Here is a 19,486-nt window from a genome sequence, read left to right as displayed (position 1 = left end):
TTCGTCGCGCCCCGGAATGACGTGACTTAGCGCTGCACGACGTCCTGGTTGCTGTGGTTGGACGCCTGCTGCGGCCCGCGCGCGCCCATCGCCGCCACCTCCGTCTTGAGGAGGGCGCCGGGACGCACGCGCTGCAGGCCGTTGACGACGATGCGGTCGCCGGGCTTCAGGCCCGCGGTGACGATGCGCAAGCCGTCGACGGCGCCGCCGAGCGTGATCGGACGGTAGACCGCGCGGCTGTCGTCGCCGACCGCCATCACGAACTTCTTGTCCTGGTCGGTGCCGATCGCGCGCTCGTCGATCATGACCAGCGTCTGCTGCTTCGGCTGGCCCATGCGCACGCGGGCGAACTGGCCGGGGATCAGGCGCCCGTCCGCGTTCTGGAACACCGCGCGGACGCGGATGGTGCCGCTCTGGCCGTTGACCTGGTTGTCGATGAGCTGGATATGGCCTTTCGCCGAAAGACCGCCGGAGGTCGCCATCTCCACCGGGATCTGGTCGAGATTGCCGCGCTTGCCGGAAGCATCTGCGATCGAGTTCAGCGCGTGCAGCACGACCTCTTCATCCGCATCGAACGACGCGTAGATCGGATTGACGGAAACGAGCGAGGTCAGCACCGGGGAGGCGGTGCCGGCGGCGACGAGATTGCCGACGGTGACCTTGATCTTGCCGACGCGGCCGTCCACGGGCGCGCGCACCTCGGTGTAATCGAGATTGAGCCTTGCGGTCTGGAGCGTCGCTTCGGCCGCCTTGACGTTGGCGATGGCCTCGCGATTGGCGTTGTCGCGCTGGTCGTAGTCGCGCCGCGTGACGACCGCGTTGCCGACGAGCTGCGCGCCGCGCTCGAGCTCGCTCTGGGTGAACACCACGCGCGCCTTCGCCGCCTCGAGCTGGGCGTTGGCCTTGTCCACCTCGGCCGCGTAGGGCGCCGGATCGATCTTGAACAGCACATCGCCGGCTTTCACCAGCGCGCCCTCGGTGAAGTTGGCCGACATGATCGCGCCCGCCACGCGCGGCCGGAGCTCGACGCGGTGGATGGCTTCGAGCCGGCCGGAGAAATCGTCCCACAGCACGGTCGGCCGCGGTTCGATTAGCGCGACCGTAACGGGGACGGCCTGCTCGGCCGCGGCCGCCGTTGCGGTCGCCTGCGCGGCGCGAAAGTAATGGCCGGTCGCGATCGAACCGGCCACGGCGAGGGCGCCCACGATGGCGGCGCCGCCGAGAAGGCGGCGGATACGGCCAGGGCGAGAGGTATTTTGGGAGGGGGGCATTTGCGCGCTCCAGATATGTAGTGTTCACTACAGATGTGGAGCTGGATACCGCAGCGCAAGATACTTATGTACCATTCACTAAGAAAATTGTAGCGGCATACCGCAAGAATTGGAAGACGGTAGAGAAAATAAAGCTAGAACAAATAGATAGGATTAGGCGTTAAGCCTCAGGCAGAACGTGAATTCCGAGGAGACAGGCACATGGGCATGGGACGCCCCCGCGAGTTCGACGCCGATGTGGCGTTGGACCAGGCGATGGAAGTGTTTTGGCGCCATGGCTATGAGGGCGCCACGATCGCCCAGCTCACCGACGCGATGGGCATCAACCCACCGAGCCTTTATGCCTGTTTCGGCAACAAGGAAGGCCTGCTGAAGGCCGCGCTCGATCGCTACACCAAATTGCGTGGCGTCTGGATGGACGAGGTGGTTGCCGCGCCGACCGCTCGTGAGGTTGCCGAGCGGATGCTGATGGGCATCGCCGACAAGCAGACCGATCCTGCCAATCCTCCCGGATGCCTGCTCGTGCAAGGCGGCATCGCCTGCGGCAGCGGCTCCGAGAACGTCCCCTTCGAACTCGCCGCCCGCCGCGCCCAGAACGAAGACCAGCTCCGCGACCGCTTCATCCGCGCCAAGGCGGAGGGCGATCTCAAGCCGACCTCTGATCCCGCGGCGCTCGCGCGCTACGTCTCGGCGGTCTCAGTTGGTATGGGCGTGATGGCGTCTTCGGGCGCGGATCGCGAAGCGCTGCGGCAAGTGGCGAACGTCGCGGTGCAGGCGGTCGAGGCGCAGTCGGCCGAGAGAACCTGATTCATTTCGCGGATGACGTTGCCGGCAGCGACGGCGGTGGGACAAAACCACCGAACTTGCGCTCGATCAGCCCGGCCAGCGCAATCGTTGTCCGGTCCTCGAGATAAGGCCCGATGATCTGGACGCCGATCGGCAGGCCCGAAGGCGTGCGCTCGATCGGAACGGCGGTTGCCGGCAGGCCGCAGGTCGATGCGGGATCAGCCCAGATGAAGCACGCATCGGAGTAGTTGTAGAGCTTTCCATCGATGTCGAGCTGCCGCGCGTCGAACGGCTCGGACTGGTCATGTGGAAAGGCCGGCACGGCGGCGGCCGGGTAGATCACCGCATCGAACTCGCGGAAGAACTGCTGCCACCTCTGTTGCAGTTGCAGGCGGGCCGCGTCGGTCGCCAGCCACTCACGATGGATCATGCCCCAGCCGCGGGCGCGCTCGGCCTGCAGGCTGCGGTCGTCGGGCGAGAGTGCCGCGGCAACTTCTTGCGCCTCTGCGAGGGCGGCCTGGGTCAGGCGCGGGCTCCGCGCGGCGTTCAACAGCTTCATGTAGAGCCGCGCGGATTCGGCGAGATCAGGTAGCAGCGTGCTCGAGCGCGCAACCCGCGCCTCCGATTTGTCGAGCCGGTCCGCCAATCGTCCAATGGCTGAACGCACGGCGTCGCCCGTCGGCATCAACGGATGAGTATCGATCACGAGGATCCTGAAATCCCTCAGTTGGTCATGTCGCGGCGCCGGCAGTGCAAGGCGATAGCCGATCCCGTCCCGCGTCTCGTCGGGGCCGGCAATCACGTCGAGCGCCAGGGCGAGATCCGAGGCCGTGCGCGTCATCGGTCCAACGACAGCCAGATCGCCCTGACCAGGGACGGGTAGCGCCGGCGGCAGACTGTATCCGCGCAGCGGGACCAGCCCGAGGCTCGGCTTGTGTCCGAACACGCCGCAGAAATGCGAAGGAACCCGGATCGATCCGCCGATATCCGAGCCGATCGAGAGTGGACCGAAGCCCGCGGCCAGCGCTGCCCCCGATCCGCCCGAGGAGCCGCCGGGTGACCGGCCGAGATCCCACGGGTTGTTCGTCGTCCCGTGGATGTCGTTGTAGCTCTGGAAATCCCTGAGCCCGATCGGGATATTGGTCTTGCCGATGATGACGGCGCCCGCCGCCTTCAACCGCGAGACGACGAGGGCATCCTCCGCCGGTTGGAAATCCCTGAAATGCGGAAAGCCCCATGTCGTCGGCAGGCCGGCGACGTTGAACGGTTCCTTGAGGGTCACGGGAATGCCGAGCAGCGGCTGACGCTCGCCGCGGCCAAGCGCAGCGTCGGCCGCGCGTGCGGCGTCTCTTGCGCGATCGAAATCGCGAACGATGACGGCATTTATCCGCCCGTCCAGCGCCTCGATGCGCGCGATCGTATGCTCGAGCAGTTCCGACGCAGACACCTTGCGTGCGTGCAGGGCACCCAGAAGCGCGCTGATCGAGCCGTAATCCAAGTCAGCGCTATCCGAGGCCAACCCGCCCTGCATCTCGATCTCCATTGTGTGACTGCTGATACTTCGTAGCCCGGATGGAGCGTAGCGCAATCCGGGACACACACCAGACCTGCTTGCCATTTGGGGGGACAGCACCGTCCGAAAACAGCGATGCCTTCCGAACGGTTAATGGCGTCGGCTCGACGGCGAGTTCCCAAGCGGCGATCATGCAATCCTGCGCCTGTCTTGCCCGACGTGTCAAACGTCTGCGCTGGCGGGGCTCACGCCGCGCGGGGCGAAATTCTTCAATGATTTGTACTGTGCATGGGGTTGTTTTCGCGTTTTTTGTCTGAGCGTTCCAACAGAGACAGAGCAGCCCGCCAGAGTCCGTATTCAATCGGAACTCCTAAGAATTTTTACACACAGTTCTGGCACGCTCCGCGCGTCAATATCCGCAGCCTGCATCGTCGCATCGCATTGCGCGCACGAAAAGACAGGAGCAGCCGGCATCGAGGGGGCGTTACCCATGACTGCACTTGCTTCTGACGCCGGTCGCGCGAAGGGTGGGATCGTGCCGATCCTGTTGTGCGTCGTGCCGTTCAGCCAGATTCCACTCGATGCCTATACGCCCGGCCTGCCGCAGATGGTGGTGGATCTTTCCGCCGATCCGGCGTCGATGCAGAACACCGTCACCGCCTACATGCTCGGTATGAGTCTGGCACTCGTGCCAGTCGGCATCGCCTCCGATACGCTGGGTCGCCGCAACGTCCTGCTCGCAGGGCTATCGGTTCTCATCGCGATGAGCATTGCCTGTGCGCTCGCCACCAGCGCTTCGCTGCTGCTCGCGCTGCGCTTCCTGCAAGGCGTCGGCGGCTGCACCTGCCTCGTCGTCGCCTACGCGGTCGCGGCCGATTGCTTTCGCGGCCGCGAGCTCACCGCAATCTCCGGCCTGCTTGGCGCGGCCTGGGGGCTCGCGCCCGTGCTTGCGCCGGCGGCCGGCGGCTTCATCGTCGAGCTGACGTCATGGCGCGGAGTGTTCGTCATTATCGCCGTTGCCGCGGCGATCGTCGCCGCGATCGTCGTGCTGCTGCTGCCCGAAACCTTGCCGGCAGAGCGGCGCGCGCCGTTCGATCCGCGCCGCACGGCCGGCATCCTCCGAGAGGCGCTCGTTCGTCCGGGCTTCCTGGCCTTCGTGCTGGTCTTTGCCGCTGCCGCGAGCGCGCAGCTGGCGTTCGGCGTCGTCGCGCCGTTCTTCTACCAGACCGGCCTCGGTTATTCGGCGGCCATCTACGGCCTCGTCGCGCTCGGCCTTGGCGGCGTCAATCTCGCCGGCGAGCTCGGTTGCGCGCATTTCGCGCGCTTCATGCCGGCCCGCATGCTGGGCTTCGGCGCCTTCGCGCTGTTTCTGGCAGGCTCCGCGGTCCTGACCGCGACCGGCATGACCATCGGTCTCGATTTTGCGTCGATCACGATCGGCGGCGCGCTGGTGCTCGGCGGCTGCGGCGTCCTGTGCCCGATGATGTACGGCATGGCGCTCGGCCTGTTCGAGCGTGACCACGGCCTGATCGGCGGCCTCATCAGCGCGCTCTGCTACCTCGCGGTGAGCGGTGCCATGGCGATCGCGGCGGTGCTGCCTGAAGCAACGCAGGCGCCGATCGGCTGGCTTTATCTCGGCCTCTGCACTGTTGCGGGCACGCTGCTTGCGATCTCGCTGCCCGCGGCGCGCCACGCCACCCAGACTTAAGGAAGGACCCAATTCATGACCACCATCGGTATTCGCGGCACGTTCTTCGACTTCGTCGACGATCCCTGGAAGCACGTCGGCAACGAGCAGGCCGCCGCGCGCTTTCATCAGGACGGCCTCATGGTCGTCACCGACGGCGTCATCAAGGCGTTCGGTCCCTACGAGAAGATTGCCACCGCACACCCCGGCGTGCAAGTCACCCATATCAAGGACCGCATCATCGTACCCGGCTTCATCGACGGCCACATCCATCTGCCGCAGACCCGGGTGTTAGGTGCCTATGGCGAGCAGCTGCTGCCGTGGCTCCAGAAGTCGATCTATCCCGAGGAGATCAAGTACAAGGACCGCAACTACGCGCGCGAGGGCGTGAAGCGTTTTCTCGACGCACTGCTCGCCGGCGGCACCACAACCTGCCAGGCCTTCACCAGCTCCTCGCCGGTCTCGACGGAAGAGCTGTTCGAGGAAGCGGCTCGCCGCAACATGCGCGTCATCGCGGGCCTCACCGGGATCGACCGCAACGCGCCGGCCGAATTCATCGACACGCCCGAAAACTTCTATCGCGACAGCAAGCGTCTGATCGCGCAGTACCACAACAAGGGGCGCAACCTCTACGCCATCACGCCGCGCTTCGCCTTCGGCGCCTCGCCGGAGCTGCTCAAGGCGTGTCAGCGCCTCAAGCACGAGCATCCGGACTGCTGGGTCAACACCCACATCTCCGAGAACCCGGCCGAGTGCAGCGGCGTGCTGGTCGAGCACCCGGATTGCCAGGACTATCTCGGCGTCTACGAGAAGTTCGATCTGGTCGGTCCAAAGTTCTCCGGCGGCCATGGCGTCTATCTCTCGAACAACGAATTCCGCCGCATGTCCAAGAAGGGCGCGGCGGTGGTGTTCTGCCCGTGCTCGAACCTGTTCCTCGGCAGCGGCCTGTTCCGCCTTGGCCGCGCCACCGATCCGGAGCATCGGGTGAAGATGTCGTTCGGCACTGACGTGGGCGGTGGCAACCGCTTCTCGATGATCTCCGTGCTCGACGACGCCTACAAGGTCGGCATGTGCAACAACACGATGCTCGACGGCAGCATCGATCCGTCGCGCAAGGACCTCGCGGAAGCCGAGCGCAACAAGCTCTCGCCCTATCGTGGCTTCTGGTCGGTTACGCTCGGCGGTGCCGAAGGCCTCTACATCGACGACAAGCTCGGCAATTTCGAGCCCGGCAAGGAAGCCGATTTCGTCGCGCTCGATCCGAACGGCGGCCCGGTCGCTCAACCCTGGCACCAGTCGCTGGTCGCCGACGGTGCCGGTCCGCGCACGGTCGATGAAGCCGCGAACATGCTATTCGCCGTCATGATGGTCGGCGACGATCGCTGCGTCGACGAGACCTGGGTTATGGGCAAGCGTCTCTACAAGAAGAACTGAAGCGGACGCGATGAACGGATCACCCGATACGGCCGGCCAGCCGGTCGCCCTCGTCATCCAGCGCCGCATCGCCGACGACGGCTTTGCCGCGTTCGCACGGTGGAACGGCGAGGTCGGCGAGGTGCTGAAGTCATGGCCGGGCTTCCTCGGCCAGGAGGTGGTGCCGCCGCAACCGCCGGCGCATGTGGACTGGGTGACGATCCTGCGCTTCGCCAGCCCGGCCGCGGCGCGCGCCTGGCTTCAGAGCGAGGTGCGGGCGAAGCTGATTGCGGAGATACAACGATTCTTCGTCGGTTCGGAGGATGTCCATATTCTGCCGGACACCGGCGTTCAACGCGACAGCGCGGTCTCAGCCGTCATCTCCTTCAAGGTACCTGACGGGCTCGAGGACGCATTCCTCAAATGGCAGCAGCGCATCCAGGCCGCGGAAGCCGAGTTCAAAGGATTTTTGCGGCACAAGATCGAGCGGCCCATTCCGGGCCTGCACGATGAGTGGATCGTCATCCTGTCGTTCGACAGCGACGCCAACCTCAATGCCTGGCTCGACTCTCCCATGCGGCAGACGCTGCTGAAGGAGGGCGCGCGCTTCAACGCGGGCATGAATGTGAAGCGGGCGAGCTACGGCTTCAATTTCTGGTTCCCGGCCGGCAAGACGCGGGCGCCGGAGCAGGGCCCCGCGCTGATCTGGAAGAGCAACCTCATCGTCCTGCTGGTGCTCTATCCGGTGGTCTACCTCTGGGGCTATTTCATCAGCCGGCCGCTGATCGACAGCCATGGCGTGCCGGTCTGGCTGTCGCTGTTCGTCGGCAATCTCGTGAGCACCCAGCTGCTCGGCTGGTGGCTGGTGCCGGCCGCCTTCAAGGCGTTGGACTGGTGGGTCACGCCGAAGGCGGCGCTCGGTCGGCAGATCGCGGGATACGCACTGCTTGCCGCGCTCTACGCTGCGTCGATGGGCCTGTACGCGCTGCTGCTCGCATGGCATTGGGGACGGTGAGACCGTCCACCGTGCCGGCCGCTCCGGTGCTGTTGGGAAGAGCGGCGGTCTCTGGACAGTGACGAGCATGTTCGCCCTGACATTTCTCGGGACCTCGGCCAGCGTTCCCTCGGCGGAACGCAACCATCCCGCCCTCCTGGTGGAGGCGGTGGGCAAGCGCATCCTGGTCGATTGCGGTGAGGGCACGCAGCGTCAGCTGCTGCGCAGCGGCGCCGGCTTCCGGCGGCTCGACCGGATCCTGCTGACGCACGCCCATCTCGATCACGTGCTCGGCATTCCCGGCCTGTTCTCGACGCTGGGTTTGCGGCAGACCTCGGACGCGATGACCATTCATGGCGGCCCTGGCACGCTCGACATCGTCATCCGGATGCTGGCGGGTCTGTGGGGCGCGGGCAGGGCGCCGATCCCTGTGGAATTCGCAGCCCTGACCGAAGGCCAGGTCATCGATGCCGGCGACTTCACTATCGGCTGCTTTCCGGTCCGCCATCGCGACACCGACAGCTTTGGCTTCTCCTTCCAGAGCCCAGCACGTCGCCACCTTCAGCCCGATCGCCTCGCGTCGCTCAGTGTCCCCGACGGTCCCTTGCGCGGCGAATTGGCTCAAGGCCGGCCGGTCGTGATCGAAGGCGGCCGGACCATTGATCCGGAGGACGTGCTGGGGCCGCCGAGCGGCGGCCGGAAGCTCGTTGTGATCGGCGACACCGAGACCACCGAGGGGCTGTCGCAATACGTCGCTGACGCCGACATGCTGGTGATCGAGGCGACGTTCCTCGATCGCGACGCGCCGACCGCGCGGGACTATGGCCACCTTACCGCAGCAGAAGCAGCCGCCTTTGCCGCCGCGAACAATGTCGGACAGCTCGTGCTGACCCATATGTCGGGACGTTACGAGGACGGAGAGATCCGGGCCGAGGCGGCAAGGATCTTCCCGAACAGCCGGATCGCCGCCGACTTCGATCACATCGTCGTCTAGTCGCGGCCCTCAGCCCGACAATCCCGACTTGATCGCGATGTCCTGCACCTGGCGCGTCACCTGCATCAGTCGCGGCAGCGCCTGGTCGCGAAAGGCCGGCATGTCCATCCGCATCGCGTCGATGGTGACGCTCAATCCCCCGATCACGACGCCCTGGGCGTCAAAGATCGGCGTGGCCAGCGTACGCAAGCCATAGGCGTTCTCGCCGTCGGAGACGGCGTGGCCTTTCTTCTTCACGAGGTCGAGCCGGGCGAGCAGGGCGTCGAGATCGGTCAGCGTTCGCTCCGACAGCTTGACGCGAGGGCGCGCTTCCAGTCGCTCGATCTGCTCGCCCCGCGCCAGATGCGCCAGCATGACATGGCCGAGCGCGGCGCTGTAGGCGGGAATGCGCGAACCCGGCCGGCGATCCATCTTGTGACGGTCGAGGCCGGCGCCGACGCGAGCGAGATAGATTACGTCGCCGCCGTCGAGGATGCCGAGCGAGGCCGCATCGCCCACGTCAGGCACGAGGCCGCGCAGCAGCGGCTCAACGATGGCTCGCAGCGATCCGTGCGACAGCACGGTGTAGCCGAGGTCGAGACAGGCGAGCCCGAGGCGGAACCGGCGGCTCTGCGGAACCGGCTGGAGATAGCCGAGCTCGATCAGGGTCTGGATCAGCCGGAACGCGGTCCCGCGATCGAGATCGGCGCGTGCGGCAACTTCACTCAAGGTGAGCTCGAAGGCCTCGCTGGTGAAACTCCTGAGCACGGCAAACGCCTTGCCGACGGAAGCGACATAATTCTTGGGATTCTTTGGACTAGCTTCAGGTTTGCGCTTCGCGACCCTCTTTTGGACCTTGGCCATGCTCGAATGCCCCCGTCATGACAGCATCACCCTTGACGCAGGCGCGCGCTGATTTTACTGACAGCAACAGTAAATAACAAATGTTCGCATTCCGAACAATATCGATTTGGCGATCGGAGGAAGTTTTGTCGACATCATCGCTGCACCCTCATGGCGTGTTCTGCGCCGCGCTGACGCCGCTCGACGCCGAGCTCACCCCCGATCACGCGCGTTTCGTGGAGCATTGCCGCTACCTCCTGGATGAGGGCTGCGACGGCATTGCGCTGCTCGGCACGACCGGCGAGGCCAATTCCTTTTCCGTTGCGGAGCGCACTGCGCTGCTCGAAGCCGTGGTGGCCGCCGGCATCGCGCCGCGGCGGCTTCTGCCCGGCACCGGCGTTGCCGCGCTCACCGAGACCATCGCGCTGACGCGTCACGCGCTTTCGGTCGGCGTCGACACCGTGGTGATGCTGCCGCCGTTCTACTACAAGAACGTCAGCGATGACGGCATCTACGCCTCCTACAGCGAAGTGGTGCAGCGCATCGGTGATGCGCGCCTGAAAGTCGTGCTCTACCACTATCCGCAGATGTCGGCGCAGCCGATCTCGCATGCGCTGATCGAACGGCTGCGCAAGGCCTATCCGGCCGTCTTCACCGGCATCAAGGATTCGTCCGGCGATTTCGCCAACATGACCGCAATGGTGGAGCGCTTCCCCGGGTTCGCGGTCCTGGGCGGCGCGGACCCGTTGATGCTGCCGTTGCTGCGCAAGGGCGGCGCAGGCTGCATTACCGCGACGTCCAATCTCGTCGCGCGCAGTCTCGCCTATGTCTACAAGCACTTTCGCGACAGCGACGACGATGCGGCGCTCAAGGCGGCGCAGGCGCGCATCGTGAAGGCGCGCGAGCTGGTCTCGCGGTTCCCGCAGATGGCCTCGCTGAAGGCGCTGGTGGCCGAGCGTACCGGTCACTCCGGATGGCAGCGGCTGCGGCCGCCGCTGGAATCGCTGCCGCCGGCTCAGGTGAAAGAGCTGCTCGCGGATGCCGCTGCATTCGCCGCCGCCACCGTCTAGACTTGGCGCGGGCGACGAGGCGATCCGATGTCCGATTCTTTCCAGGATGCGTTGGCCGGGCTCGCTGATATCGTCGGCGACAAGCACGTCATCGCGTCCGGGCCCGACCAGGAGCCCTATGTGGTGGACTGGCGCGGGCGCTATCACGGCCGCGCCGTCGCGGTGGTGAAGCCCGGCTCGACCGCCGAGGTCGCCTCCGTCGTCAAATTCTGCGCGGCAAGGCCGCTCGCCATCGTGCCGCAGGGTGGCAACACCGGGATGTGCGGCGCGGCGACGCCGGACGATCGCGCGGGCAATGTCGTGATCCGGCTCGACCGCATGCGGGCGGTGCGCGACGTCAGCCCGCTCGCCAACACGATCACCGTGGAGGCCGGCTGCATCCTCGCCGACGTGCAGAACGCGGCCCGGGACGTCGATCGCTATTTTCCCTTGAGCCTCGGCGCCGAGGGCTCCTGCCAGATCGGCGGCAACATCTCGACCAATGCCGGCGGCACCGCCGTGCTGCGCTACGGGCCGACGCGCGATCTCGTGCTCGGCCTGGAGGTCGTGCTGCCCGACGGGCGCGTCCTCAACGGCCTGCGCGCGCTACGCAAGGACAACACGGGTTACGCGCTCAAGCAGCTCTTCATCGGCGCCGAGGGAACGCTCGGCATCGTCACCGCGGCGGTGCTGAAACTGTTCGCGCCGCCGCGCAGCTCGGCTTTGGCGTTGTTGAAGTTGCAGGGTGTCGAGCAGGCGCTCGAGATCATGCAGCGCCTGCGCGGTGCTGTCGGCGACCGGCTCGGCAGCCTCGAGATCATGTCGCGGTCGCAGATCGGGGCGATCGCGAAGACTGTGCCGCATGTCACGATCCCCTTCGAGCTGACGACGCCGTGGTATCTGATCGTCGAGCTGACCGACACGCTCGCGGGCGTGGACCTGAACGAGCCGCTGGCTGCGGTGCTTGCCGAGGCGATGGAGGCGGGGCTTGCTGAGGACGCCGTACTGGCCTCCAGCCTGGCGCAGGCGAAGGCGATCTGGGCGGTCCGGCACAGCGTCTCCGAAGGCAACAAGCGCAGCGGTTACGTGGTGTCGCATGACAGCGTCGTGCCGCTGGAGCGCCAGGCGGCCTTCGTCAACAATGTCGAGGCGCGGATCAAGGCCGCCGTGCCGCATGCGAATGTGGTCATGCACGGCCATATCGGCGACGGCAACATCCATGTCGTGGCCTTGATGGATCGCGTGCATTGCGAGGACCCGGATGCGACGGCCAGGCTGGTGGCCGAGATCAACGAGATCGTCGACGACGAGACCGCGGCGCAAGGCGGGGCCATCAGCGCCGAGCACGGCATCGGGATCACCAATCGCGGCCGGCTCGCTCGCGTTGCCGATCCCCTCGACATCGAGCTGATGCGCGACATCAAGCAATTGCTCGACCCGAATGGCCTGATGAATCCGGGCAAGATTTTCGCCGCGGGAGGCGTGCGGCGATGACGAGCGTTCGCCTGCTTGCCGACGACCTCACCGGTGCGCTCGACACCGCGGCGGAGTTCGTTGGCCTGTGCGGACCGTTCGACGTCACGTGGCCGGCAGAGCCCGCGACGCAAGGCTCCCGGAGCCTTGCGATCGACAGCGGCACGCGCGAGCGCTCCAAGGCGGAGAGCGTCGAGATCGTCGAGCGGCTGGCGCCGCAGCTGCGCGGGGCGACGATCGGCTACAAGAAGGTCGATAGCCTCCTGCGTGGGGCGTGGGCGGCAGAGCTCGGCGCCTGCCTGCGCAGCGGCCATTGGGCATCTTGCGTGGTCGCGCCTGCCTTCGATTATCAGGGGCGCCGTACCGTCGATGGCCAGCAATTCGCGCGCACGGTGCAAGGCGAGTGGCATCGTGTCGGCGACAATCTCCTCGCCCAGTTGCAGTTCGAGGGCATTGAGGCGCGGCAGGGGCAGGCTGATACGCTGGCGCAGGCCGGCGTTCAGGTCTTCGATGCCGAGAGCGACATCGATCTCGATCGTGTGGTGGAGATGGGACGGCGCATGCCGGGGCCGGTGCTGTGGTGCGGAAGCGGAGGTTTGGCCGGGGCGCTCGCCCGGAGCCACCGTGCCGATGCGCCGAGCCAGTTGAAGCTGCCGGTGCTGGGGCTGTTCGGCTCCGACCAGGCCGCCACGGCGTCGCAGCTCGCCGCATGCGGCGGGGCGACCATCGCGCTTGCGGAAGGCGAGGGCGCCGCGCGTGTCCAGCGCAAGCTCGCCGGTGACGAAATCGCATTGGTCAAATTCTCTCTCGCCGAAGGCCTGACGCGCGCCGAGGCGGCGCGGCGGATCGCGCGCGAGATGACGGCGCTGATCGCTTCGCTCGATCAGCCCGGCACATTGATCGTTGCCGGCGGCGAGACTCTGAAAGCCGCATGCATTGCCCTCGGCGCCGATGCCCTCCAGGTGACAGGACGCATCGTGCCGGGACTTCCGCGTTCAGTGCTGCAAGGCGGGCGCTGGGCCGGCGTTGACGTCGTCTCGAAGTCCGGAGCGTTCGGCACCCGCGAGCTCTGGCGTGATCTGCTCCGGGACAATCATCTGCTCAGAATGGAGAGTCCGACATGACCTCTCGTCATCTTGCCATCACCATGGGCGATCCGGCCGGGATCGGGCCGGAGATCATCGTCAAGGCCTGTGTCGGGCTGAAGGACCGGATCGCGACGGGCGATCTGCGCCTGCTGGTCATCGGCAGCGGTGCAGCACTGGACGGCGCAAAGGCCGCGCTCGACACCGACGTTGCGATCCCGCAGGTGTCGGCCGACGATCCCGAATGGCCCAACCTCTGCTACCTGCAAGCCGACGCCGAAGGCGATCCGATCAAGCCCGGCGTGCTCAGCGCCGATGGCGGCCGCTTTGCCTACAAGGCGATCGAGCAGGGCGTGCGTCTGACGCAGGCGGGCCGTACCGCGGCCATCGTCACGGCACCGCTCAACAAGGAAGCGCTCAACAAGGCCGGCTATCATTTCCCCGGCCATACCGAGATGCTGGCCCATCTGACCGGTGTGCGCGGCTCGGTGATGCTGCTCGCCCATGGCAACATGCGCGTCAGCCATGTTTCGACTCATGTCGCGCTGGAGGACGTGCCGAAGCGTCTGACGCCGGAGCGGTTGCGCCTGGTGATCGACCTCACCAACGATGCGCTGCGCCGGCTCGGCATTGCCAAACCGAAGATCGCGATCGCGGCGCTCAACCCGCATGCGGGCGAGGGCGGCCTGTTCGGCCGGCAGGATATCGATGTGTCCGCGCCGACGATCGCCAAAGCGGTCGCCGATGGTCTCGACGTCGTCGGCCCCGTGCCCGGCGACACCATCTTCGTCAAGCTGCGCGCCGGCCAGTTCGATGCGGCGGTGGCGATGTATCACGACCAGGGGCATATTCCCGTCAAGCTGCTCGGCTTCCAGGTCGATCCCGCGACCGGCCGCTGGCAGGAGCTCTCCGGCGTCAACATCACGCTGGGCCTGCCGATCATCCGCACCTCCGTCGATCACGGCACCGCCTTCGACATCGCCGGCAAGGGCATCGCCAACGAGCACAGCCTGATCGAGGCCATCGACTATGCCGAACGGCTGGCCGCTGGCGCTTCCGCATCCAAATCATGAGATCGACTGCACGATGACTAACGCTTTCACGCCTATCGAAATCCAACGTCCCACCACCCTGGAATTCGGCAACGGCACGATCACGGCTGCGGCACGCTTTGCCGAGCGGATCGGCGCCAAGCGGCCGCTGGTGATCTCGGATCCTTTTAATGCTCGCCGCGTCGACATGCTGGCGCTGCCGGGTGTGGTGAAGGTGTTCGGCGACGTCAAGCCCGAGCCGGACCTGCCCAATCTCGAGAAGGCCGTGGCGATGGCGCGCGAGGCCAAGCCCGATCTCGTCGTCGGCTTCGGCGGCGGCAGCGCGATGGATCTCGCCAAGCTGGTCGCGGTGCTCTGCACTTCCGACGTGGCCTTTGCCGATATCGTCGGGCCGGAGAAGGTGGCCGGCCGCAGCGTGGCGCTGATGCAGATCCCGACCACGTCGGGCACCGGCAGCGAGGCCGGCACCCGCGCGCTCGTCACCGATCCCGTCAGCCAGAACAAGCAGGCGGTGCAGAGCCGCTTCATGCTCGCCGATATCGCCATCGTCGATCCGGACTTGACCATGACCGTGCCGAAGGAGGTCACTGCGGCCACCGGCGTCGATGCGCTCGCGCATTGCGTCGAGGCCTATACCAGCCGCAAGGCGCATCCGACGATCGACCTCTATGCGCTCGAGGGTGCGCGGCTGGTCGGGCGCTATCTCAAGCGCGCGGTGGCCGACGGCGGCGACCGCGAGGCGCGCGCCGGTCTTGCCCTGGCTTCGCTCTATGGCGGCTATTGCCTTGGGCCGGTGAACACCACCGCCGGCCATGCGGTGGCCTATCCGCTTGGCACGCGCCATCATATCGCGCACGGGCTCGCCTGCGCGGTGATCTTCCCGCACACGCTGGCCTTCAACATGCCGGCGGTCGAGGCCAAGACGGTCGCGGTGCTCCGGGCGCTCGGACTGCCGGAGCAGGGCGATGCGAAACGCGCGTTCGACGCAACTTACGAGTTCTGCAGGAATCTCGGTATCGAGATGCGGCTGTCCGCGCTTGGCGTGCCCAGGAACGATCTCGGCGTGATGGCCGACGAGGCGCACGCCATTCGCCGCCTGCTCGACAACAACCCGCGCGATCTCGGCCGGGATGCGATCCTGAACATGTACGAGGTCGCGTTCTAGCTATCTCTGCCGCGCGCGGCAGCCAATCAACAACACAGTAAAACAGGGGAAACTTCGATGAGATCGATGTGGCTTGTTCTTGCCTCGGTCATGCTGCTGGCGACGTCGCCGGCGAAGGCGCAGGACGGCTATCCGTCCAAGCAGGTGACGGTGATCGTTCCCTTCGCCGCCGGCGGCACCGCCGACATCTTCGCGCGCATGGTCTCCAACCATTTGCAGGTCAAGCTCGGCAAGCCCTTCGTGGTCGAGAATGTCGGCGGCGCCGGCTCGATCCTCGGCGTGACGCGGCTGGCGAAATCGGCGCCTGATGGCATCACGCTCGGCCTTGCCAGCACGTCGGCGCTCGCGATCAACCCCTCGCTCTATGGGCCGAAGCTCAGCTACCAGCCGGACAAGGATCTGGTGCCGATCGCCCAGATCAGCATCGTGCCCAACGTACTCGTCGTGAACCCCAACAAGATCAAGGCGCGCACCGTGCCGGAGCTGATCGCCTATCTGAAGGCGAATCCGGACAAGGTCTCGTTCGGATCGGCCGGCGTCGGCACCTCGCAGCATCTTGCGGGCGAACTGTTTCAGCAGATGACCGGCACCAGGATGGTGCACGTGCCTTACAAGGGCTCGAGCCAGATGCTGACCGATCTGCTCAGCGGCCAGATCGATCTCGCCTTCGACAACGTGCCGCTGCTGCTGCCGCAGGTGAAGACCGGCCAGCTCGCGATGCTTGCGACCGCAACGCCCAAGCGTGCCGCGTTCGATCCGGAAGTCCCGACCGTCGCCGAATTCCTGCCGGGCTTCGAGGCGGTCGCCTGGCACGGCTTCCTCGTTCCTGCGGGCACGCCGAAGCCGATCGTCGAAAAACTCTCAACTGAGATCCGCGCCTTCATGCAGCAGCCGGAGACGGTGCAGAAGATGGCCGAGCTCGGTGCGGCCGCGGTGGCGGTGGATTCGGAGCCGTTCGCTGCCTACATCGCCGCGGAGACAGCGCGCTGGAAGAAGGTGATCGAGGCGGCGAACATCAAGCTGGACTAGGGGGCGGGGTCGGCTCGTCTGCCGACTTTCGATGTGGGTCAATTCGGATTGCGGCTCCGCGCGGCAGTCGCGCGGCCCTGTCGCCATGGCGCAACCACGGCGCGTGCACAGAAAATCTGCACCCAGCAATGCAACCTTAGATTGACTCTATTTTTGAGCGGACACTATAGTTCATAAGTCGCCACTTTTCGGCGACGTTCTCAGACAGGAGCACTCAATGGGAAGACGTTCTGAACGGAAGCCCTCAAATCCGATGAGAGCTAAGGTCGGTATGGGCTATGGCGGCATGCTGCCCGCCAAGATCTCCAAGCACCTGAAGAAGGGCGCGACAAGGAACCAGCAGAAGCCGACATCGAGCGCGACGACCAAATAGGGTCCAGAGCGCCGTGGGACGCAGCCTGGGTCATCTAGACATGTCGAAGCCAGGCTGCGTCGCCCTCGTGAGCGAGAGTGAAAGATGGAAACTGAAGCGCCGACCAGAAGGCCTGTCGTGGTCTTTCGAAAGGCACTGCTGAGTTCGCCCGGGCCACTTCGCGCGGACGCTTCTGCTCTTGGAACGCTGCCCACGGCCGCATTCCAGTACTGCGAAGCAATTCGGACGGCGTCCTCCTTCGGTTGGTATATCTTTCCTCCCTGCGATATCCGGGCGCTATGGGATGGGACCCAGATCCTGCTGGCCAGGAACGGAGAATGGTGCCCGTTAGACGCGGTACCCTATGATGTCGTGAACGACATTGACCCAGCATTCATCGATTATTGGGGCAGGTTCGCACCTCCGGATATGAAGAAGAGTTGGCCCCCCTTGGTCGCGGGGTTGTTTCATCCTGGCATCTTGCAAATTTGGTCGGGGTTGCTGGTAACGACCGAAAAGGGGTGGGGCCTGAGCATCGGCCCGACATGCAATTTGCGTAGCTCCAGTGACTACGTTCCATACGAAGCGATCATCGAAGCGAACTATTGCCGGCCTCTCTTCATCAACGTGCAGCTGATCACGACCGGCAGAGAGATATTCATTTCCAAGAGCCGACCATTGTTTCAAGTTAAGCCGGTGCATGAAAGCTGCTTCTCGGACGAAACAATGCGCTGCGAAGAGCTGGACGGTATCGTGCCAATGGGCGATGCGGAAACGGGGATGAAGGAAGCGGACTGGGACGGTTATCGTGCGGCGGTGAGTTTGTTGAATGAGCCCGAGGCGTTTTCGCCAGGTCGCTACGCGGTTGAACGGCGGAAAAATCGGAAGCGACGGCAACACGAGGAAATTCGATAGCGCGCAGCGAACCGCAGGGGCGAAATCGTTATCATCGACGTGCTACGATGTCTCGTTCCGTTGAGCTTAGCTTTGATGGATTCCGCGTCTGAACGACCGCGATGCGGCTCGCGAGATGTCGGCGCATCGGCAGGCGCCTCTCCGGCAACTGACGGCCGTCACGGGCGTGGACCCGAAGCCGGCCATCGCGCGGGTCAACGAGGAGATCACGATTATCGAAGCCGGGCTCGCGACGCTGGCGCCGGAATAGGCCCCTTTCGGTCCCCGGTGCCGGTTCACAGCCCCGTGCACCGCCGCGCTTGCCAGCCCGGAGCCGAGCGGGTAGAACGCTGCCACGCCTGAGCCGTGATTTGCGCCAAACGCGCTTCCGGCCACAGTCGGACAAATTGGTAAGCTATTGAATTTGTTCGGCTATTCCGTTGGGGAATGGTGTAACGGTAGCACAACAGACTCTGACTCTGTTTGTCTTGGTTCGAATCCAGGTTCCCCAGCCAATTCAGGCGCTTTTCCCAAGCCATGATTGACCCGCCCCGCAGCCGCACCATTTGCGAAGCCCGGCTCGCCGCGCCGCCGCTCGCGACGGTTTGCCTCATCTGAAAGCGCATCGGCGGGGTCGGATCGCGGCGCGCTCCGTCGTCCTTGGGACACACAACCCAAGGAGATCCGTGATGCCCTATGTCGATGGTTTCGTGCTGGCCGTGCCGAAGGACAAGATCGAGGCCTACAAGGCGCTGGCGAAAATGGCCTGCGCGGTCTGGATGGAGCACGGCGCGCTCGATTATGTCGAATGCATCGGCGACGACGTTCCCTATGGCGAGCTGACATCGTTTCCGCGCGCGGTGATGGCGAAGGAGGATGAGCTCGTCGTGTTCTCCTGGATCGTCTACCGCGACCGTGAGAGCCGCGATGCCGTCAACAAGAAGGTGATGGCGGATGCGCGGCTCAAGGGCTGCGACATGCCGTTTGACGGCAAGCGCATGATCTATGGTGGCTTCACGACTCTGCTGCGCGCGAGCGATGTCATCAGTTGAGTGAGGTAGAGCAGGGAGACTCGTAGCCCGGATGGAGCGCAAGCGAAATCCGGGTCCGCTGTCCGTGCTCCAGGTCGGCAAGAGCGTGCTATCGGGCACCGCGGCGGCGCTTGCGGAAGACCCGCAGGTGCAGAAGGCCTATCTCGGAGTCGAGTGACCCATCTCCGCCTGAAGCAGCAGCAACAGGCAACCGGCCAGCCGCGTCTCCATCTCTTTCGATGAAAGCGACAGCGGCCCGGGATCGTTGAGGATCGCGTTTACCAGCGTGCCCAGCACGACCTGGAAGCTGAAAGCGATGGTGCGGGTTTTTGCGGCCTTGCGTCCCTTGCCCATGGCGGGCAGCAGGAGAGGGGTGGCGCGCATCGTGGTCGCCTTCGCGAGCGCCTTGAACGGCGTCCATTTGTCCGGGCGGGTGTCGTCATGCTGAAGCGCCGCGCGCAGCACGCCCTCGTGGTTGCGCATCCAGGCGATGATGCCGCTGATGATGACCTGGCAGAGCTTGTCGAGGCCGGCGCCGGGTGACGGCCGCCTGATCTCGCCCAGCCGCTGCTCGCCGTCGCGCGTGGCCAGCGCCATCAGGGCGTTGAAATAGGCCTCCTTGCTCTCGAAGCGGCTGTAGAAGGCGCCGACGGTGGCGCCGACCTCGGCGCAGAGCGCCTCGATCGAGAGTTCGGCAAGGCTCCGCGCCCGCAGCATATCGGCGCCGGCGCGCAGCAGCGCCAGCGTCGTCTCGCGGCTGCGCTTCTGGCGCGACGGGGCAACGCCGGGAAGGTCGAAATCGGGTTCGTCCGAGCTTGGCCGCATCCGCGCTTGCATCCGGCAAAAATCATAATCATAATTCGGATTATAATTTAA

Annotated in this window: 19 protein-coding genes and 1 tRNA gene; 16 read left to right on the top strand and 4 right to left on the bottom strand. The window is 65.4% G+C overall.

Annotated elements, in window-relative coordinates; translation table 11 throughout:
- Positions 1-26: 26 nt before the first annotated feature.
- Complete coding sequence (locus A3M7_RS0106420) at positions 27-1,271, bottom strand: efflux RND transporter periplasmic adaptor subunit (RefSeq protein WP_027543185.1); 1,245 nt, start codon at positions 1,269-1,271, stop codon at positions 27-29.
- 201 nt (positions 1,272-1,472) lie between these two features.
- Here A3M7_RS0106420 and A3M7_RS0106415 point away from each other — a divergent pair, with 201 nt between their 5' ends.
- Complete coding sequence (locus A3M7_RS0106415; protein ID WP_027543184.1) at positions 1,473-2,078, top strand: TetR/AcrR family transcriptional regulator; 606 nt, start codon at positions 1,473-1,475, stop codon at positions 2,076-2,078.
- Between the two features lies 1 nt (position 2,079).
- Here the strand turns inward: A3M7_RS0106415 and A3M7_RS0106410 are convergent, their stop codons facing one another.
- Positions 2,080-3,588 (bottom strand): amidase, encoded by a 1,509-nt coding sequence (locus tag A3M7_RS0106410; RefSeq protein WP_027543183.1) that lies wholly within the window; start codon positions 3,586-3,588, stop codon positions 2,080-2,082.
- Positions 3,589-4,060: 472 nt separating this feature from the next.
- Between A3M7_RS0106410 and A3M7_RS0106405 the strand changes: the two genes are divergently transcribed.
- From A3M7_RS0106405 to rnz, 4 genes are all read left to right on the top strand, one after another.
- The gene (locus A3M7_RS0106405; RefSeq protein ID WP_027543182.1) at positions 4,061-5,278 is read left to right on the top strand and encodes a multidrug effflux MFS transporter; all 1,218 of its coding nucleotides are present in this window, start codon (positions 4,061-4,063) and stop codon (positions 5,276-5,278) included.
- Between the two features lie 15 nt (positions 5,279-5,293).
- Positions 5,294-6,691 (top strand): guanine deaminase, encoded by a 1,398-nt coding sequence (gene guaD / locus A3M7_RS0106400; RefSeq protein WP_027543181.1) that lies wholly within the window; start codon positions 5,294-5,296, stop codon positions 6,689-6,691.
- Between the two features lie 10 nt (positions 6,692-6,701).
- The gene (locus A3M7_RS0106395; RefSeq protein WP_027543180.1) at positions 6,702-7,685 is read left to right on the top strand and encodes an antibiotic biosynthesis monooxygenase; all 984 of its coding nucleotides are present in this window, start codon (positions 6,702-6,704) and stop codon (positions 7,683-7,685) included.
- A 67-nt stretch (positions 7,686-7,752) separates the two neighbouring features.
- Positions 7,753-8,658, top strand: coding sequence for a ribonuclease Z (gene rnz / locus A3M7_RS0106390; protein WP_027543179.1), 906 nt, complete (start codon positions 7,753-7,755; stop codon positions 8,656-8,658).
- 9 nt (positions 8,659-8,667) lie between these two features.
- Here rnz and A3M7_RS0106385 read toward each other — a convergent pair whose 3' ends face one another.
- Positions 8,668-9,501 (bottom strand): IclR family transcriptional regulator, encoded by an 834-nt coding sequence (locus tag A3M7_RS0106385; protein ID WP_027543178.1) that lies wholly within the window; start codon positions 9,499-9,501, stop codon positions 8,668-8,670.
- A 125-nt stretch (positions 9,502-9,626) separates the two neighbouring features.
- On the opposite strand from A3M7_RS0106385, the gene A3M7_RS0106380 reads away from it, so the two are divergent.
- From A3M7_RS0106380 to A3M7_RS51015, 11 genes are all read left to right on the top strand, one after another.
- Complete coding sequence (locus A3M7_RS0106380; protein WP_049823233.1) at positions 9,627-10,550, top strand: dihydrodipicolinate synthase family protein; 924 nt, start codon at positions 9,627-9,629, stop codon at positions 10,548-10,550.
- Between the two features lie 27 nt (positions 10,551-10,577).
- Positions 10,578-12,023, top strand: coding sequence for an FAD-binding oxidoreductase (locus A3M7_RS0106375; RefSeq protein WP_027543176.1), 1,446 nt, complete (start codon positions 10,578-10,580; stop codon positions 12,021-12,023).
- Positions 12,020-13,126 carry a four-carbon acid sugar kinase family protein gene (locus A3M7_RS0106370; protein ID WP_027543175.1) on the top strand — a complete coding sequence of 369 codons (1,107 nt, stop codon included), beginning with the start codon at positions 12,020-12,022 and terminating at the stop codon, positions 13,124-13,126. The genes A3M7_RS0106375 and A3M7_RS0106370 overlap by 4 nt, the downstream gene beginning before the upstream one ends.
- A complete protein-coding gene (pdxA, locus tag A3M7_RS0106365; RefSeq protein WP_027543174.1) occupies positions 13,123-14,160 on the top strand; it encodes a 4-hydroxythreonine-4-phosphate dehydrogenase PdxA in 1,038 nt (345 codons plus the stop codon). Before A3M7_RS0106370 ends, pdxA begins: the two co-directional genes overlap by 4 nt.
- Before the next feature lie 13 nt (positions 14,161-14,173).
- A complete protein-coding gene (locus A3M7_RS0106360) occupies positions 14,174-15,304 on the top strand; it encodes an iron-containing alcohol dehydrogenase (RefSeq protein WP_027543173.1) in 1,131 nt (376 codons plus the stop codon).
- Between the two features lie 57 nt (positions 15,305-15,361).
- Positions 15,362-16,333, top strand: coding sequence for a tripartite tricarboxylate transporter substrate binding protein (locus tag A3M7_RS0106355; RefSeq protein WP_027543172.1), 972 nt, complete (start codon positions 15,362-15,364; stop codon positions 16,331-16,333).
- A gap of 457 nt (positions 16,334-16,790) precedes the next feature.
- Positions 16,791-17,600: a hypothetical protein gene (locus tag A3M7_RS0106345; RefSeq protein WP_156936828.1), complete on the top strand. Its 810-nt coding sequence runs from the start codon at positions 16,791-16,793 to the stop codon at positions 17,598-17,600.
- 115 nt (positions 17,601-17,715) lie between these two features.
- On the top strand, positions 17,716-17,850 hold the full coding sequence (locus A3M7_RS51020) for a hypothetical protein (RefSeq protein WP_256374854.1): 135 nt from the start codon (positions 17,716-17,718) through the stop codon (positions 17,848-17,850).
- Between the two features lie 170 nt (positions 17,851-18,020).
- A tRNA-Gln gene (locus A3M7_RS0106335) sits at positions 18,021-18,094 on the top strand.
- 174 nt (positions 18,095-18,268) lie between these two features.
- Positions 18,269-18,631 (top strand): DUF1428 domain-containing protein, encoded by a 363-nt coding sequence (locus tag A3M7_RS0106330; RefSeq protein ID WP_027543170.1) that lies wholly within the window; start codon positions 18,269-18,271, stop codon positions 18,629-18,631.
- Between the two features lie 31 nt (positions 18,632-18,662).
- Positions 18,663-18,788 carry a hypothetical protein gene (locus A3M7_RS51015; RefSeq protein ID WP_256374853.1) on the top strand — a complete coding sequence of 42 codons (126 nt, stop codon included), beginning with the start codon at positions 18,663-18,665 and terminating at the stop codon, positions 18,786-18,788.
- Here the strand turns inward: A3M7_RS51015 and A3M7_RS0106320 are convergent.
- Positions 18,770-19,435, bottom strand: coding sequence for a TetR/AcrR family transcriptional regulator (locus A3M7_RS0106320; protein ID WP_049823246.1), 666 nt, complete (start codon positions 19,433-19,435; stop codon positions 18,770-18,772). The two genes, A3M7_RS51015 and A3M7_RS0106320, sit on opposite strands and share 19 nt — an antisense overlap.
- Positions 19,436-19,486: the final 51 nt, after the last annotated feature.

It is taken from the genome of Bradyrhizobium sp. WSM2254 (genome assembly GCF_000472645.1).
GTDB lineage: Bacteria > Pseudomonadota > Alphaproteobacteria > Rhizobiales > Xanthobacteraceae > Bradyrhizobium > Bradyrhizobium niftali.
This window is presented reverse-complemented; position numbering and strand designations above follow the sequence as displayed.

Bases quoted from the DNA above. Each gene is read 5' to 3' on its own strand.
- A3M7_RS0106420 (WP_027543185.1), bottom strand. From the start codon at position 1,271: ATGCCCCCCTCCCAAAATACCTCTCGCCCTGGCCGTATCCGCCGCCTT.
- A3M7_RS0106415 (WP_027543184.1), top strand. From the start codon at position 1,473: ATGGGCATGGGACGCCCCCGCGAGTTCGACGCCGATGTGGCGTTGGAC.
- A3M7_RS0106410 (WP_027543183.1), bottom strand. From the start codon at position 3,588: ATGCAGGGCGGGTTGGCCTCGGATAGCGCTGACTTGGATTACGGCTCG.
- A3M7_RS0106405 (WP_027543182.1), top strand. From the start codon at position 4,061: ATGACTGCACTTGCTTCTGACGCCGGTCGCGCGAAGGGTGGGATCGTG.
- guaD (WP_027543181.1), top strand. From the start codon at position 5,294: ATGACCACCATCGGTATTCGCGGCACGTTCTTCGACTTCGTCGACGAT.
- A3M7_RS0106395 (WP_027543180.1), top strand. From the start codon at position 6,702: ATGAACGGATCACCCGATACGGCCGGCCAGCCGGTCGCCCTCGTCATC.
- rnz (WP_027543179.1), top strand. From the start codon at position 7,753: ATGTTCGCCCTGACATTTCTCGGGACCTCGGCCAGCGTTCCCTCGGCG.
- A3M7_RS0106385 (WP_027543178.1), bottom strand. From the start codon at position 9,501: ATGGCCAAGGTCCAAAAGAGGGTCGCGAAGCGCAAACCTGAAGCTAGT.
- A3M7_RS0106375 (WP_027543176.1), top strand. From the start codon at position 10,578: ATGTCCGATTCTTTCCAGGATGCGTTGGCCGGGCTCGCTGATATCGTC.
- A3M7_RS0106370 (WP_027543175.1), top strand. From the start codon at position 12,020: ATGACGAGCGTTCGCCTGCTTGCCGACGACCTCACCGGTGCGCTCGAC.
- pdxA (WP_027543174.1), top strand. From the start codon at position 13,123: ATGACCTCTCGTCATCTTGCCATCACCATGGGCGATCCGGCCGGGATC.
- A3M7_RS0106360 (WP_027543173.1), top strand. From the start codon at position 14,174: ATGACTAACGCTTTCACGCCTATCGAAATCCAACGTCCCACCACCCTG.
- A3M7_RS0106355 (WP_027543172.1), top strand. From the start codon at position 15,362: ATGAGATCGATGTGGCTTGTTCTTGCCTCGGTCATGCTGCTGGCGACG.
- A3M7_RS0106345 (WP_156936828.1), top strand. From the start codon at position 16,791: ATGGAAACTGAAGCGCCGACCAGAAGGCCTGTCGTGGTCTTTCGAAAG.
- A3M7_RS51020 (WP_256374854.1), top strand. From the start codon at position 17,716: ATGTCGGCGCATCGGCAGGCGCCTCTCCGGCAACTGACGGCCGTCACG.
- A3M7_RS0106330 (WP_027543170.1), top strand. From the start codon at position 18,269: ATGCCCTATGTCGATGGTTTCGTGCTGGCCGTGCCGAAGGACAAGATC.
- A3M7_RS51015 (WP_256374853.1), top strand. From the start codon at position 18,663: ATGGAGCGCAAGCGAAATCCGGGTCCGCTGTCCGTGCTCCAGGTCGGC.
- A3M7_RS0106320 (WP_049823246.1), bottom strand. From the start codon at position 19,435: ATGCGGCCAAGCTCGGACGAACCCGATTTCGACCTTCCCGGCGTTGCC.